Annotated in this window: 14 protein-coding genes; 9 read left to right on the top strand and 5 right to left on the bottom strand. The window is 71.1% G+C overall.

Annotation, left to right across the window (positions count from 1 at the left end; translation table 11 throughout):
- The 6 genes from VGB24_RS04665 to VGB24_RS04640 all read left to right on the top strand — a co-directional run.
- Nucleotides 1–871 (top strand): MFS transporter (locus VGB24_RS04665; RefSeq protein WP_331071799.1); only part of this gene is annotated, 871 nt, incomplete at its 5' end.
- Entirely contained in the window at nt 868–1,803 is a 936-nt protein-coding gene (locus VGB24_RS04660; RefSeq protein WP_331071798.1) for an LD-carboxypeptidase, read from the top strand. The genes VGB24_RS04665 and VGB24_RS04660, both read left to right, overlap by 4 nt.
- Nucleotides 1,800–2,519 (top strand): hypothetical protein, encoded by a 720-nt coding sequence (locus tag VGB24_RS04655; protein ID WP_331071797.1) that lies wholly within the window; start codon nt 1,800–1,802, stop codon nt 2,517–2,519. The genes VGB24_RS04660 and VGB24_RS04655 overlap by 4 nt, the downstream gene beginning before the upstream one ends.
- Before the next feature lie 2 nt (nt 2,520–2,521).
- On the top strand, nt 2,522–3,124 hold the full coding sequence (locus tag VGB24_RS04650; protein WP_349263893.1) for a cob(I)yrinic acid a,c-diamide adenosyltransferase: 603 nt from the start codon (nt 2,522–2,524) through the stop codon (nt 3,122–3,124).
- Between the two features lie 25 nt (nt 3,125–3,149).
- The gene (locus VGB24_RS04645) at nt 3,150–3,563 is read left to right on the top strand and encodes a BrxA/BrxB family bacilliredoxin (RefSeq protein ID WP_349263892.1); all 414 of its coding nucleotides are present in this window, start codon (nt 3,150–3,152) and stop codon (nt 3,561–3,563) included.
- A 650-nt stretch (nt 3,564–4,213) separates the two neighbouring features.
- The gene (locus VGB24_RS04640) at nt 4,214–6,046 is read left to right on the top strand and encodes a long-chain fatty acid--CoA ligase (RefSeq protein ID WP_331071794.1); all 1,833 of its coding nucleotides are present in this window, start codon (nt 4,214–4,216) and stop codon (nt 6,044–6,046) included.
- 83 nt (nt 6,047–6,129) lie between these two features.
- Here VGB24_RS04640 and VGB24_RS04635 read toward each other — a convergent pair whose 3' ends face one another.
- From VGB24_RS04635 to VGB24_RS04620, 4 genes are all read right to left on the bottom strand, one after another.
- Nucleotides 6,130–7,221: a thiamine pyrophosphate-dependent dehydrogenase E1 component subunit alpha gene (locus tag VGB24_RS04635; protein WP_331071793.1), complete on the bottom strand. Its 1,092-nt coding sequence runs from the start codon at nt 7,219–7,221 to the stop codon at nt 6,130–6,132.
- Between the two features lie 384 nt (nt 7,222–7,605).
- Nucleotides 7,606–8,109 carry an HIT family protein gene (locus tag VGB24_RS04630; RefSeq protein ID WP_331071792.1) on the bottom strand — a complete coding sequence of 168 codons (504 nt, stop codon included), beginning with the start codon at nt 8,107–8,109 and terminating at the stop codon, nt 7,606–7,608.
- Nucleotides 8,110–8,211: 102 nt separating this feature from the next.
- Nucleotides 8,212–8,430: a type II toxin-antitoxin system HicB family antitoxin gene (locus tag VGB24_RS04625; protein ID WP_349263891.1), complete on the bottom strand. Its 219-nt coding sequence runs from the start codon at nt 8,428–8,430 to the stop codon at nt 8,212–8,214.
- Between the two features lie 31 nt (nt 8,431–8,461).
- A complete protein-coding gene (locus tag VGB24_RS04620) occupies nt 8,462–10,582 on the bottom strand; it encodes a GMC family oxidoreductase N-terminal domain-containing protein (protein ID WP_331071790.1) in 2,121 nt (706 codons plus the stop codon).
- 270 nt (nt 10,583–10,852) lie between these two features.
- On the opposite strand from VGB24_RS04620, the gene VGB24_RS04615 reads away from it, so the two are divergent.
- Nucleotides 10,853–11,632 (top strand): hypothetical protein, encoded by a 780-nt coding sequence (locus VGB24_RS04615; protein ID WP_331071789.1) that lies wholly within the window; start codon nt 10,853–10,855, stop codon nt 11,630–11,632.
- Between the two features lie 147 nt (nt 11,633–11,779).
- On the top strand, nt 11,780–12,613 hold the full coding sequence (locus tag VGB24_RS04610; RefSeq protein WP_331071788.1) for a L,D-transpeptidase: 834 nt from the start codon (nt 11,780–11,782) through the stop codon (nt 12,611–12,613).
- A 69-nt stretch (nt 12,614–12,682) separates the two neighbouring features.
- Here the strand turns inward: VGB24_RS04610 and VGB24_RS04605 are convergent, their stop codons facing one another.
- Nucleotides 12,683–13,315, bottom strand: coding sequence for a hypothetical protein (locus tag VGB24_RS04605; protein ID WP_331071787.1), 633 nt, complete (start codon nt 13,313–13,315; stop codon nt 12,683–12,685).
- Nucleotides 13,316–13,702: 387 nt separating this feature from the next.
- Here VGB24_RS04605 and VGB24_RS04600 point away from each other — a divergent pair, with 387 nt between their 5' ends.
- Entirely contained in the window at nt 13,703–14,551 is an 849-nt protein-coding gene (locus VGB24_RS04600) for a hypothetical protein (RefSeq protein WP_331071786.1), read from the top strand.
- Nucleotides 14,552–15,014 lie beyond the last annotated feature (463 nt).

Below are 15,014 nucleotides of genomic sequence, written 5' to 3'. Positions count from 1 at the left end.
GGCGATGGGCGCCAACGTGGGCGTGGCCCAGGCCTACATCGCCGACGTCACACCGCCGGCGGAGCGGGCGCGGGGGATGGGAATGATCGGCGCGGCGTTCGGGCTGGGCTTCATCTTCGGCCCGGCGATCGGCGGGCTGCTTTCGCGCATCGACCCCGCGGCGCCGTTCCTGGGTGCCGCGGCGCTGGCCGGGGCCAACGGCATCCTGGCGTACTTCCGGCTCCCCGAATCCCTTCCCGCGCACGTCCGCGCCACCATCCCGCGCCGGCAGGCCGGGCTTGGCGCGCGCCTGCGGACCGTCTTCGCTGCGCCGCCGGTGCTGCGCGGCCTGTACGCCGTGTCGTTCATCACCACGCTAGGGCTGGCGGGAATGGAAGCCACACTTTCGCTCTGGGCCGACCGGCGCTGGGGCCTTTCGCAGGAGGCCGTGGGCTACGGCTTCGCGGCCATGGGCGTGGTCGCGGCCCTTGCGCAGGGGCTGATGGTGGGGCGCCTGGTCCGGCGCGTCGGCGAGCGGCGCGCGGCGCTGCTGGGGCTGGGGCTGGCCGCGGTGGGGATGGCGTGCATTCCCCTGGCGCCCTCGCCCGCCTGGGTGCTGGCCGCCGCGGCCGTGTTCGCCGTGGGACAGGGGGCGACGGTGCCTTCCGTCAGCGCCATGATCTCGCGCCAGGGCGGCGCGGCCGAGCAGGGGCGCGTGCTTTCCGCCTCGCAGTCCCTGTCGGCCGCCGCCCGCGTGGTCGGCCCCTGGTGGGCGGGCATCGCCTTCGCCCACGTGGGCATCTCGGTGCCGTACCTGGCTGCTGCGGCGCTGGCCCTCGTCGCCTTGGGTGTGCTGGCGGTGGCGGTTCGCGGCGGGGAGGTGGCCGCATGATCCGCCCGCCCGCCCTTCGCCCCGGGTCGCGGGTGGCCCTGGTGGCCGCCGCGGGGCCCCTTCCCCCGGGCGGCGTGGAGCGCGCGATGGACCGCGTCCGTGCCTTCGGCTGGGAGCCCGTCGCGGGCCGGTTCTGCCGCGGCCGGTGCAGCGGATACCTGGCGGGGACGGACGACGAGCGCGCGGCGGACCTGGATGCCGCCCTCGCCGATCCCGGGCTCGACGCCATCTGGTTCCTGCGTGGCGGCTACGGGACCATGCGCATCCTGGACCGCATCGGCTGGCCGGCGCTGGCGGCGCATCCCAAGGCGCTGATCGGCTTCAGCGACAACACGGCGGTGCACCTGGCCGCCCAGCGCGCGGGCGTGGTGTCGTTCCACGGCCCGCATCCGCATACGGCCGAGTTCCCCGATTTCGCGCGCGACACCTTTCTCCCGGTGCTGACGGAGCCGCGGCCCGCGGGCGTGCTCCCCTTCCCCGCCGGCTCGGCGGGACGCGCGGAGGCGCTGGTGGAGGGTCAAGCCGAGGGGCCGCTCCTGGGGGGAAACCTGTCGCTGGTCGCGTCGACGCTGGGGACGCCGTTCGCCATCCAGCCGCGAGGCGCCATCCTGTTCATGGAAGAGGTGGGCGAGCACGTCTACCGCCTGGACCGCCTGCTTTCGCACCTGAAGCTGGCGGGCGTGCTGGATGCCGTGGCGGGCATCGCCATCGGCGCGTTCAGCGAGGTGCCGGACGAGGGCAGCGACGGGCGGCCGACCGTGCGGGAGCTGCTGCAGGACCGGCTCGGCGGGCTGGGTGTGCCGATCGCGTTCGGCTTCCCCTTCGGCCACGTGGACGACAATTGGACGCTTCCGATGGGCGTGCGCGCGCGGCTGGACGCGGGCGCGGGTACGCTGGAACTGCTGGAGCCGGCTGTGGCGGAGCGCGGATGATGGACGACCTCAGGCACATTCGCGTGGGGCTGGAGGAAGGTGGGGACGGCATGCTGATGGCGCATGCGCTGAACCTTCCCGGATGCGTCGCGATCGGCGCGTCTCCAGAAGAGGCGATGAAGGAATTCGAGCGGTCTCTCGCCCTCTGGCTGCGGTTCCTTTCTTCCATTGGGGAGCGCGTCCCCGCGCCGGACGACGAGATCCAGGTTTCCGTGGACGAGTGGATCGCCACGGACGCGCGGGTCGGCGGGGCTGTCTCTACCGCGCTCTTCGAAGCCGACCTCGCGCCGCTGCTGCAGGACGAGGCCGAGCTGGGCGTGCGGCGGCTGGGCGACATTCGCGGGCTGCTGCTCGCGCGCGTGCGCCGTCGGCGGAACCTGAACCTGGACGTGCCCGCGCCCATGACAAGCGCCACGGTTCGGCAGGTGCTGGAAGACCTGGCGCGGTCGCAGTGGTTGTTGCTGAGCCGCCTGGGCGCCAGCCCCATGGCCGGCGCGCCGGACCACACGCTGGCCCGGCTGGACACCGCCGCCGCGCTGGTGGTGGACCGCATGACGACGCTGCCGGACGAGGCCCGCGGACGGCGGCTGGAGCTGGACGGCGAAGAGTGGACGCCGCGCAAGGTGCTGCGGCGGCTGCTGGGGCTGGAATGGACCCTCGTGGTGATCGCGCTGGCTGGACTGGAGGCGGCGGAAGCGGAGAACGCAGCATCATGACGCTGAAGATCTACACGAAGACGGGCGACCGGGGCGAGACCGGGCTGTTCGGCGGGCAGCGCGTGGCCAAGGACCACGTGCGCGTGGCGGCCTACGGCGACGTCGACGAGCTGAACTCGCTTCTCGGCGTGGCCGTGTGGCACCTTGAGGCCGACGGGCAGGCGGAGCTGGCGGCGGGGCTGCGCGGGGTGCAGTCGGACCTGTTCACCGTGGGCGCCAACCTGGCCACGCCCTCGGTGGAGGATGGCGGACGCGAGTCGCCGTGGATCCCGGCGCTGGCGCCGGGGCGAATCGAGGAGCTGGAGGGGTGGATCGACGCGGCGGAGACGGAGCTGGAGCCGCTGAAGTCGTTCGTGCTCCCCGGCGGATCCGGCGGCGCGTCGTACCTGCACCTGGCGCGAACCGTCTGCCGCCGGGCCGAGCGGCACGTGGTCACGCTGTCGCGAGAGGCACACGTGGGCCCGGAATGGGTACGATACCTCAACCGGCTTTCGGACCTGCTGTTCACCCTGGCGCGCCTTGCCAACCGGCGCGCCGGGGTCGATGATGTTCCGTGGATGCCGAACCCGCGCGGCGCGGCCGAAGAAGGTGCCGCCCCGCGATGAACCGATACAACCAAAGAGGATGCCCATGTATCCGGAGATGCTGATCGCCCCCATGCGCCAGGAGCTTACGCGCCTGGGCGTGCAGGAGCTGAAGACCCCCGACGAAGTGCAGGCCACCCTTTCCGACACCAGCGAGCCCACGCTGCTGGTCGTCAATTCCATGTGCGGCTGCGCGGCGCGCAACGCGCGCCCGGCGGTGGCGCTGGCGCTTCAGAACGAAAAGAAGCCCGCGAAGCTGACCACGGTGTTCGCCGGGCAGGACCAGGAGGCCACGGCGGCCGCGCGCGCCTTCATCCACGGCTACCCGCCCTCGTCGCCCTCCATCGCCCTGCTGAAGGACGGCGAGGTCGCGCACATGATTCCGCGCCACCAGATCGAGGGCCGCACGGCCGAGGACATCGCCCAGGACCTGGTCGAAGCCTTCAACCGCTACTGCTGATCGCGGTTTTCGGCTGGCCAGACGCCCCCGCCCGGAGTTCGGGCGGGGGCGTTTGCGTCGAAGGGGGCGGTCCCTGTACGAGAGCCTGTCATCCGAACGAGAGCCTGTCATCCGAACGAGAGCCTGTCATCCTGAGGCCCAGGCGCACCAAACTAGCCCGTAGTACGAGCCTCGCGGGCCGAAGGATCTAACCGTCGACACGTACGAGCCAGGGCGCGGCAGCGGTCACGGAGGCCGAGGCCTCGGCTGCCGTGGGGCCCTCACCCGGCCGCGCTGACACGCGTGCCACCCTCTCCCACAAACAGCGTGGGAGAGGGGGTACACTTCGGGATTCGGCGCAAAGGCGAGTACGGTGCCAGGGCCCCAACCCCGCTGGGGCGACTGAAGTCGCGGCAACAACGGCCCGAAGTCCGCCTTCGCGGACTGCACGCGTAGTCGAGCGCACCACGCCGACCGAAGCGCGATTCCGGTCTCCCCCTCCCCTGCGCAGCGGGGGACGGGGGCCGGGGGGGGAGGGGCCCGGCGGTGTGGGGCGCCGCACTTGTCCAACTCCGCACCGCCCGGCATCTTCCCGCCAGGCCCGGCACTCTGCCTTGCAAGCGCCCACACCCACGCCCCTCACCCTCCCGGGCAGCCATTCAGGAGCACTGATGCGGCAGATGAACACCGTCGTTCCGCTGCGCACCGTCGAGCGCGACACGATCCCCAAGATCTTCTTCGGGGGCGTCGACCGGCACGGGCGCGACGCGGCGATGATGTACAAGGCGGCGGGGCAGTGGCACGCGCTCTCCGACGCCGAGGTGGAGCGGCGGGTGACCGCGCTGGCCGTGGCACTGTCGGCCGCCGGGGTGGCTTCCGCCGACCGCGTGGTGGTGCTGGCCGAGAACCGGCCGGAGTGGGCCATCTGCGACTACGCCATCACCGGGCTGGGCGCCATCACCGTTCCCATCTACCCCACCCTTCCCGCCAACCAGGTGCAGTACATCGTCGCGGACTGCGGCGCGAAGGTGGTGTTCGTCTCCAATGCCGCCCAGGCGGCCAAGATCCGCGAGTTCCGGGTCCAGCTTCCGGAAGTGGAGCGGCTGGTTGCCTTCGAGGGCGCGGCGGACGGCGTGGAATCGTTCGCGGAGTGGCTGACGGAGGGCGAGCGCGAGCTGGCCGCCGGGCGATACACCGGCTTCCGCCAGCGCGCGCTGTCGGTGCCGCGCGAGCAGGTAGCCACGCTCATCTACACCTCGGGTACCACGGGCAACCCCAAGGGCGTGATGCTCACGCATTACAACCTGGCGGCGAACCTGGCGGCCTGCCTGCAGCACGGGATGACGGAGATCATCCGCCCGGGCGACGTCACCCTCTCGTTCCTGCCGCTTTCGCACGTCTTCGAGCGGATGGTGGACTACCTGTACTGGGACGTGGGCACCACCATCGCCTACACGCAGGTGGAAAAGGTGGCCGACCACCTGGCCGAGATGCGGCCGATGGTGACGGTTTCGGTGCCCCGGCTGTTCGACAAGATCTACAGCAAGGCCATCGGGGCGGAGGGGTTCAAGGCCAGGGTCGTCGCCTGGGCGCGGGGCGTGGGCAGCCGCGTGGCCGCGCTGCGCGAGGAGGGGCGCGAGCCGGCGGGGCTGCTGGCCGTGCAGAACCGCCTGGCGGACCGGCTGGTGTTCAGCAAGCTGCGGGAGCGCACGGGCGGCCGGGTGCGCGCGTTCGTCTCGGGCGGGGCGCCGCTGTCGCCGGAGGTCGCGCGCTTCTTCCTGGGCGCCGGCCTTCCCGTCTACGAGGGCTACGGGCTGACGGAGACGTCGCCGGTGATCGCGGTCAACGCGCCGGGGAAGATGCGGATGGGTACCGTGGGACAGCCGGTGCCGGGCGTGGAGCTGGCCATTGAGCCGTCCACGGGCGAAATCCTCACCCGCGGCCCGCACGTGATGCGGGGCTACTGGAACGATCCGGATTGCACGCAGGACGCCATCGACGCCGAAGGCTGGTTCCACACCGGCGACATCGGCGAGCTGACGGCCGATGGCTACCTGCGCATCACCGACCGGCTGAAGAACCTGATCGTCACCGCGGGGGGCAAGAACGTGGCGCCTGCGCCCATGGAGAACCTGGCCGTGATGTCGCAGTACATCTCGCAGGCCGTCATGCTCGGCGACCGGCGCGCGTACCCGGTGATGCTGGTGGTGCCCGAGTGGGAGAACCTGCGCCCCTGGGCGGCCGCCAATGGCCTGCCTTCCGGCGACTCCGCCGCCCTGGCCGCCGATCCGAGGGTAAGAAAGCTGCTGGAGGCGGAGGTCCAGAGTGCGCTTCGCGACTTCGCCCAGCACGAGCGCCCCAAGAAGGTGGCGGTGATCGCGGACGAGTTCACGATCGAGTCGGGGATGCTCACGCCCACGCTCAAGATCAAGCGCAAGGTGGTGGAGCAGGTGTATCGCGAGGTGATCGAGGGCCTGTACGGCGGCCCCGCCCTGCCGACCTGACGCGCACCGTCACCCGAACGAAGCGGCGGCGTCCCGCGAGGGATGCCGCCGCTTTCGTATTGGGCCGATGTCCGTCCAGCGAGTCAGCCGTAGACGCCGACGATGGCGGATTCGGGCGACGGCATGGCGGTTTCGCGGCTGCGGAGCGCGTCCTCGGCCGCGGCGTCGATTTCGGCGGTGACGCGCGCCTCGATGTCGTCCAGCGTGCCGCGGGCGACCCCCTCCTCCTCCAGCCACGCCTCGTACAGCCCCACGGGATCACGCCTGCCCCACGACGCGAACAGCTCCGCGTCGAACATGCTGCGCGCTTCCCGCTCGTCGTGCGTGGCGTGGCCGCCCATGCGGAAGGTCTCGCCGACGAGCAGCGACGGCCCTTCACCGGCGCGCGCGCGGTCGGCGGCGATGCGCGTGGCGGCGTACGCGTCGAGCACGTGGTTTCCGTCGAACACGCCGCCCGCCAGGCCGTACATGGCCGGCCAGTCCTCGAACGAGCCCGCGGCGTGCTGCGTGAGCCGCGTGCCCAGCGCCACCTGGTTGTTCTGGATGATGAAGATCACCGGCAGCCGGTGCACCCCTGCGAAGTTCACCCCTTCGTGGAACGCCCCCGTCTTGGTGGAGCCGTCGCCCACCCAGGTGAGGCCCACGCGGTCTTCGCCCCGCTGCTTGAACGTGAGGGCGATCCCCGCGATCACGGGCACCACGTCGCCCACGTGGCTGATGGGGGGCAGCACTCCCGCGTCCAGGTGGCCCACGTGCAGGTCGCGGCCCATCGACGGGCTGTCGGCGGTGCCCAGGTAGCTGCGGAAGATGTCGGCCACGGGCATCCCCATCTCGTGGCACGCGCCCGAGTTGCGGATCATGGGCGCCACCACGTCGCGCCCCGGCCCGGAGCGCCGCAGCGCGTGCACCGGGCCAATGGTCGCCGCCTCCTCACCCACGCCCAGCCACGCCTTGCTGATCACCCCGTTCTTCACCCAACGCTTGAGCGCGACGTCGTGAAGGCGGTTGCGGAGCAGCCCGGCGTAGATGTCCAGCAGCTGCTCCTGGGAGAGCGCGCGGATGACCTCCGCCCGCTCGTCGCTGGCGTCGATGCGCTCGCGATACGCGCGAAGCTGCTCGGGCGCGGCGGTCCAGTTCTGGTACTCGGGCGGGTCGTAAGCTGCGAAACGCTTCATCTGCGTCGGCTCGGGCGCGGGATTTCAGGGCGGGGGAGCTTACGGTGTGGGGGCGGGGACGGCAAGAAGTGCGTGAGTGCGTGAGTGCGGGAGTGCGGGAGTGCGTGAGTGCGTGAGTGCGTAAGTGCGTAAGTGCTAAAGTGCGGGAGTGCGAGTCGGGCCTCGGTTGTCATTCCGAAGGAGCGGCCACGACGAGCCGGCCCGCACACCGCCGCCCGCAGCGACTGAGGAATCCGCCACACACCCGCCAAAGCGCTCCAGAACCGCCGACGCCGCGGCATCTCTGCTCTGCTGCGGACGCGTCCAGGCCGAATCCACGACGCGAAACTGCCCCGCGCAGGCCATCACGCGGGGCAGTTCCAATCCATCCCCCCACTCGACCGATCAGGCCGTCGCGGGCTGGGCTTCGCGCTGCTCCTGCGGGGCGGCGGCGTACGCGTCGGCGTCCTCGTCGTGCACGCAGCGCGTGATGTGCGTCGCCATCACGTCCAGCTGCGAGCGCGTGGGCACCTCGGCGTTCGGGTCCGGCAGCTGAAGCGGGAACGGTGCGTCCTTGGGCACCGGGATCAGGTGCACGTGAAAGTGGAACACGTCCTGTCCGCCGTCTGCGCCGTTGGGCGAAAAGATGTTCACCGCCCGGCAGCCGGTCGCCTTGCGCAGCCCGGGAAGAATGCGCTTGGCCACCGCGAAGGTGCGCGTCGCCAGCTCTTCGGGAACGTAGAACAGGTTCTTGTAGTGCTCCTTGGGCACCACCAGCACGTGCCCGCGGTGCAGCGGCTGAATGTCGAGGAACGCGATGATCTCTTCGTCCTCGTGGATGACGCTCACCATCTCGTCCCCGCCGATGATGCGGCAGAAGACGCAGTTGGGGTTCTGATTGGGATCCACTCCGGCCTCCGGCGGTGTCGTCAGACCTCTCGAAATGCGGCGCGCACGCCGCGCTCAAGTGCGAGGCGGGGTGCAAGAGGCAGGCCGGGGACGAGCAGAATCCTACGTCGACACCGGCACTTTCACGTACTCCACCCGTGATGCGGGTGGCGGGATCGGCTCCCCGTCCTCCCGCATCCCGTCCAGATGGAATTCGATGGCGTCGCGGATCAGCACGCGCACCTCATCCTCCGAATCTCCCACGGCGACACAGCCCGGCAGGGCCGGAACGTATGCGCCGAAACTCGTCGGAGCCTTCTCGATGACGATTGCGTAATCCAAGTATGTCTCGGACATCCGGATCTCCATCCGATCAGGTTCGGGCCGCAGCGGCGAGGGCTCCCGCGCTGCCGGCCCGCCCGGCCGGGTGGCGGGTGGTGATGCGCTCGGCGATGGCGGTGGCGACAGCCATGATGGTTTCCTGCGGGTTCACCCCGGGCGCGGTGGGCAGCAGCGAGCCGTCCGCCACGTAGACGCCGGGAACGCCGTGGCGCTCGCCGTCGGGCGTGCAGCCGCTGGTCCGCGTGTCGGTACCGATGCGGCAGGTGCCGTTCACGTGCGCCGACATCACCCCCAATTGGTTGGGCCCCGCCGGCCGCCGCGCGATCGCCCCCAGCTCCGCGGGCGAGCGCATCCGGCAGGCGGTGGCGTGAAGAGTCGAAACCTCCTCCGCCCCGGCGGCGAACTGGATGCGTGCCGCGGCCTCCATCCCCCGCAGCAGCCGGTCGCGGTCCGCCGACGACATCCGGTAGCGGATGCGGACGCGGCCGGCGCGATCCACCGTCACCCCGCCGCTGGACCGGCCGCGCTCCGCCCCGTCGCGCACCAGCACGATCATCGACGCCAGGTTGGGCGCCGCCTCCACCAGATCGCGGTGCGGGACGCCGAACCCCGGCATGGACGCCGCGGCCAGCCCGGCGTACATGGGCGGCGTCTCGATCCAGAACCCGTATCCGTCACCGCCGCGCTGGAACTCGTCGCAGATGGCGGAGAGCGGGATTCCCGCGCCGCCGTACATCTCCCGCGCGTACCGGCCGATGACCGCCGTCGTGGGATGCAGCCGAAGGAACGCGCCGACGCCGCCGCCGCCCATCCCCGACTTCTGCAGCAGCACCGGGGTGCCCACCGCGCCCGCCGCCACTACGACGACCGGCGCCTCGACCACGAGCGTGCCCCGCGGCGCACCCGTCTCCCGGTCCAGCACCGTGGCGTGCACCCGCTTGAGCGGAGAGACGCCCCCGCGCTCCGCCAGCTCCATCCGCTCCACGCGCACGTCCGTGAACAGGCGCGCGCCCGCGGCCAGCGCGGTGGGCACGTACACGTCCGCCGTCCCGCGCCGCGCGCCGTACCGGCACCCCAGCCCGCACGAGCCCGACCGCACGCACCCGTGCGCGTTCACGCGGACCGCGCCGGCGCTCCACCCCAGCGCGCGGGCGCCATCCAGCAGTGCGCGATTGGGCGGATTGTGCGCGTCGTCGGGCACGCGCCGCGCGGACGTTTCTTCCTCCACCCGGTCGAACACGGCCGCCATGTCCGCGGGGCGCATCCCCACCGCCCCGTGGTCGCACGCCCACTCGTCCAGCACCCAGTCAGGAGTGCGCAGCATCGCCAGCCAATTGACCGTCGTTCCGCCACCGACGGCGCGGCCCTGCAGGAGGGGGATCGACAGGTCGTCCGTCGCGCGGGTTCCGCCCTCCGCGTACAGCCGCGGCATCATCTCCGACTCGCGCTCCGAAAACTGCTCGGCCCGCCAGAACGCCCCTTCCTCCAGCAGCACCACGTCGTGCCCCGCCTCCGCCAGCCGCGCCGCGGCCACGGCACCGCCCGCCCCGCTGCCGATCACGCAAACGCCGGCGCGCACCCGCGTGTCGCCCCGCAGCCGCGCCCCCTGCACCACGCCGCTGATCTCCGGGTCCGACAGCAGGTCCAGCTGGGGGCGGATGGAAATCACCCGCGCGCTCCGCGGCCCTCCCCCGCCCGTCCGCGCGACCGGCTCGTCGGACTGGGTGGCGCCCGGGAGCGGGCCCTCCCACGGAAGCTCGGGGGCGCGCAGGTGGTACGGGGCGCGGTAGCCGGCGGGATGGTTGGCGGGATCGGCGTACCAGGTAGAAAGCACCAGCCGGCGCAGCGCCTGGAACGCCGAGCGGAGCGCCGAGGCAGGGCTCAGCTCCCACCGCCGCAGCCACGCATCCTGCCGCGCCGCGTCCAGCGCGGCGAAGCCGGAGGGCCGCGCTGCGCCGGCCAGCCCCGCGAGGCGCGAGTCCAGCAGGTTCAGCACGAACCCGGCACGGCGTGCACGTTCGGCGCCCAGCGTGCCGATGCGCACCTCGACGGCCCGGGCCAGGCGCGCGGCGGACGGGTCGGGCTCGTCCGGCAGGGGCACCATGCGCCTGCACAGGGCGACGAGCGTGGCTTGCTGGCGCGGCGAAAGCATGTTCGGATGCGCAGCGGGTTCGGGCCTGGAGGCCCGGCGGGAGAGGACGTGCGACGGGGACGCGTGAGGCCGGTGAATGGTGCGCCGCACACTCCTGTTTGTCAACGCGCGCGACCGGTGGCGGGTTCTGGCGGAGGCATCCCCAATGCAGAGTCAAAGCACCATCTGGCAAGGAGATAGGGACGCGAAACGGCCCGCCTCTTGCAACCCGGACCCACCCCGCCGCCACGCGGCGGGAGCAGGCGGAGAACCCGGGAAAAGGAGCGGAGGATGAACTACGGACGGGACTACGGGAACCGCAACTTCATGGACCGCGCGGCCGAAACCGTGCGCGGCTGGTTCGGCGGCCGCGACGACTACGGCCACGACTACCGCGGCGGCGGGATGCACAACGGCGGCATGTACGGCGGCGGCCACGACCGCGGCGGCTGGAGCCAGCACGGGGGCTACCGCGAGATGGGCGACGTCACCGGCGGGATGGGCCGCGGCAACTTCGGCTCGGGATACACCGCCACCCACTACACCGGCCAGGGCGGCGGAAACCGGTACGACGCCGGCTACCGCGCGGGCCGCGGCCGGGACGGCTGGGACAGCCACGACACCGGCGGCTACCGCCCCTCGCACGGCTTCACGGACGTGGACTGGGACGACAACCGCGGCTATCGCGGCGGCCACGCGCAGGGCGGGTACGGCGGTCACGTCGGAGGCCGGGGCTACATGGGCAGCCAGGGGAACGCCGGGTACGGCGGCGGCTACCGCAACGACATGGACGAGCCCGGAATGCGCGGCGGCTACGGCGGCGCGAACCGCGGCGGGATGGGCCGCTACGGCGCGGACTACCGCGGCGGCAACACGGGCAACCTGGGCTCGGGCGGCGGCGAGTACAACGCCGGCAGCATGGGCCTGGGCGATGCCGACGGCGGGATGGGCGGGCGCTACGGCGCCTACGGGCCGTACGGCATGGAGCGCTTCCGCAACGGCAACAGCGGCGGCGTGCCCACCGGCCAGTACTACACCGGGTACGGCGTCGGAAACAGCCATCGGCCGTAACCGCGCCGCCGGCGGCACGAGCGGGCTCCGGGACCTCGCCGGGGCCCGCTCGTGCGTGCGCCCGGCATTGACGCGCCGTATGTTTGGCCCCAATTATAGAGCTGGATTTCGGTTACACCCCGCGGGAGCTGTACTGTGACGAAACGGATGGTTACGGCCCTGTGGCTGGCGGCGCTCGGTATTTGCGCGGCCGTGCCCGGGGCGGAAGCGCAGGGCACCGGCACGCCGGCGCAGATGGTGGACAACCGCCCGCGCGGGCTGGTGACGCGCGAGGAGCTGATGGAAAACCGCCTGCGGCAGCTGGGCGTCGACAATCCCGACCCGGCGCCCACCGCGCCCCGCAACCGCGCCGACAGCGTGGAGTGGGTGCGCTGGCGCCGCGCGGCGAACACGGCGACCGGCCGGCGGATCGTGGTGTCCATCTACGACCGCAAGCTGTGGCTGATCAACGGGCAGGACACGCTGATCGAGGCGGCGGCGGGCGTGGGGATGGGTGTGGTGCGCGGGCCGCGCGGCATCGGCAGCTACGACTTTTCTACCCCGCGCGGGCGCCGCACGGTGCTTGCCAAGGAAGAAAACCCGCTGTGGAATCCGCCCGACTGGCACTACTGGGGCCAGGCCGAGGTGGTGCGCCCCTTCCCCGCGGGCGGCATTTCGCTGGGCGACAGCGGGCGGGTGGTGCGGCGCGGCGACAAGGTGGGAATCCTGCGCGGGGGCGAGTTCGAGGCCATCCCCGCCGAGCGCCCGCTGATGTTCAACGGCGTGCTGTACATTCCGCCGTTCGGCACCGTCAACCGCAAGATCCCCGAGGTGCTGGGCAAGTTCAAGCTCGACACGGGCGACGGCATCCTCATCCACGGCACCAACGATCCACTGGCCGTGGGCTTCTGGGGCACGCACGGCTGCGTGCGCCTGTTCGACGACGACATCCAGTTCGTCTACGAGAACGCCCCCGTCGGCACGCCGGTCTACATCTACTGACGGTTCGATGGATCGAAAAAGGCCCCGCTCGCGGACGCGAGCGGGGCCTTTCGTGTTCGGTCCGCCGGCTCAGAGCGCGATGCCCACGCGGATGCCGAACGTAGTCTGGGCGTTGTCGACGAAGTGGTGCCGCAGCTCGCCGCCTACCGTAAGCAGGCCCACACCGCCCATGACGCCCGCCTTGACGGCGAAGTCGTTCTGGAAGTCGCCGGTCTGGCCACCGGCCTCCACCCGCGAGAATACGATCTGCGGCTGCACGTAACCGGCCGCGCGGATGCCGGGGATGCCCAGGCTCGCGCCGACACCCAGACCGACAGGAACTGCCGTATACGAATCGCCGTTGTACTGTTTGATGTTCCGCAGTTCACCGACGGGGCAGACCGAGACACGCGGACCCACCATCAGACCCAGCGACGCCACTTCGAACGCCACGCCGGCGAACAACTCGTCGTTGCTCTCCTCGTCGCTGTTGTCGTTCTCGTTCGAGATTACGTTCAGGCCGCCGTAGACGCCCAGCGGGCCCGAAAAGTTGTAGTTGGCCTCCACGCCGTACGAATCCACGTTTTCCGGGAAGTCGGCACGCGCGCCGAAGTAGAAGCCGCGGTCCGACGAGGGGTAGCCCGCGCAGATCTGGGCCTGGGCAGTGCCCGCGAACGCCACCGTGGCGACAACCGCGAACAGTCCAGCGACAGACTTCTTCATCGCTCGATCCTTTTCGAAACAGGTTTCACGCGGACGGTTTCCGCGCCTGTGCCGGAGCACCGCGGCGCTCCGGCTTGGGGACGAATATGCGGCGGCCGGCCGGACGGGTCAAAGGTCCTGCCACGCTTCGGACGCACCCATCCTCGTCCGGAAGCGGGGGCCTCCCGCACGCAAGTTGATGCAGGTGAGCAAGTTGGATTCCAAACGCCTGAATCAGAACCTTCCTTCGCCGAGAGCTGATACAGGGGCATCCGCGTGCTCTGGGTCAACCGACTCATGTAGGCATGGGTCGAACCGCCTATCCTTGTGGCGCGTTCCGGGGCACGGTGCCCCGGAACCTGACCTCCCCGCGACGACGGCGGGGACCGCCGACCCGGAGCGACGAAAATGCACCGCACCTCGCTGAAGTTCTTTGCCGCCCTGGCGCTCGCCGCCACCTCCGCCGCCTGCACGCAGGGCAACGCCAAGCCGGCCGACACCGCCGCGCTGCCCAACGTGGTGACCATCACCGCCGCCGACTTCAACTACCAGTCGCCGGCCACCATCCCCGCGGGGATGACGACGATCCGCCTGGTGAACGACGGAACCGAGCTTCACCACGTGCAACTCGTGCGGCTGGACGACGGGCACACCGTGCAGGAGCTGATGCAGGGCATGGGCGGGCACGACGGGCCGCCGCCGCCCTGGGTGCACTTCGTGGGCGGACCCAACACGCCCGTCCCCGGCGGCGGCGTGTCGGAAGCTACGCTGGACCTCAAGGCCGGCACGTATGCGATGCTGTGCTTCATCCCCTCCAAGGACGGCGTGCCGCACGTGGCCAAGGGAATGGTCAAGCCGCTGACCGTGGTTCCCGCGGAAGGCGCGCCGGCCGCGGCTCCCGTGGCGGACCTGGACATGAACCTGGCGGACTACTCGTTCGCCACCAACACCGAGCTCACGGCGGGGCGGCGGACCATCAAGGTGCAGAACGTGGCCGTGCAGCCGCACGAGGTGATCCTGGTGCAGCTGGCCCCGGGCAAGACGCTGCACGACATGATGGCGTGGCTGATGAACGAGAACGGGCCCCCTCCGGGGCGCCCCGTGGCCGGGACCACCGGCCTGGACCGCGGCGAGGTGAACTACATCACGGCCGACTTCCAGCCGGGCGAGTACGCACTGCTCTGCATGCTCCCCGACGCCAAGGACGGCAAGCCGCACATCGCCCACGGCATGGCGCGCCAGATCACGGTGCGCTGACCACGGAAGGTGATGGACGAAGATCCGCCCCCGCCCGGGCTTCCGGGCGGGGGCGGATTTTGTTGCTCATCGGCTGCGGGGAGGTTCGATGGGGGCCGGCGCATGCGGAAGGGGGCCCTCACGAACGCCGGGGAGTCTCGATGGGGGCCGGCGCATGCCGCTGAGCAACCGGGTTGATCGCTGACACTTTAAACCGGGAGGATCGTTGACAACTCCTCACGGTGATGACGCTAGTCCAGTCATCCCTGATGTCTCTTGTCCTCCCCCTTGGGAGGCGTAAGCAGCCGCGAAGCGGAATGACAGCGCTCGCGCTCTACTTCGCCGAAGCGCCACGGCTTACGGGTGCACCTTGCCGTCGTGCGCGTTGAATCGCGCCAGCAGTGCATCGTAGAAGAAGATCGACCACACGCCGTCAGCAATCTCCTCCAGGGCGAGCGCTTCACGAACCAGGACTTCGCTGATG

The sequence above is a fragment of the Longimicrobium sp. genome, from assembly GCF_036399935.1.
In the GTDB taxonomy this organism is placed as follows: domain Bacteria; phylum Gemmatimonadota; class Gemmatimonadetes; order Longimicrobiales; family Longimicrobiaceae; genus Longimicrobium.
Note: the sequence above shows the minus strand (reverse complement) of the source record. Positions and strands in the feature narration are given on the sequence as shown.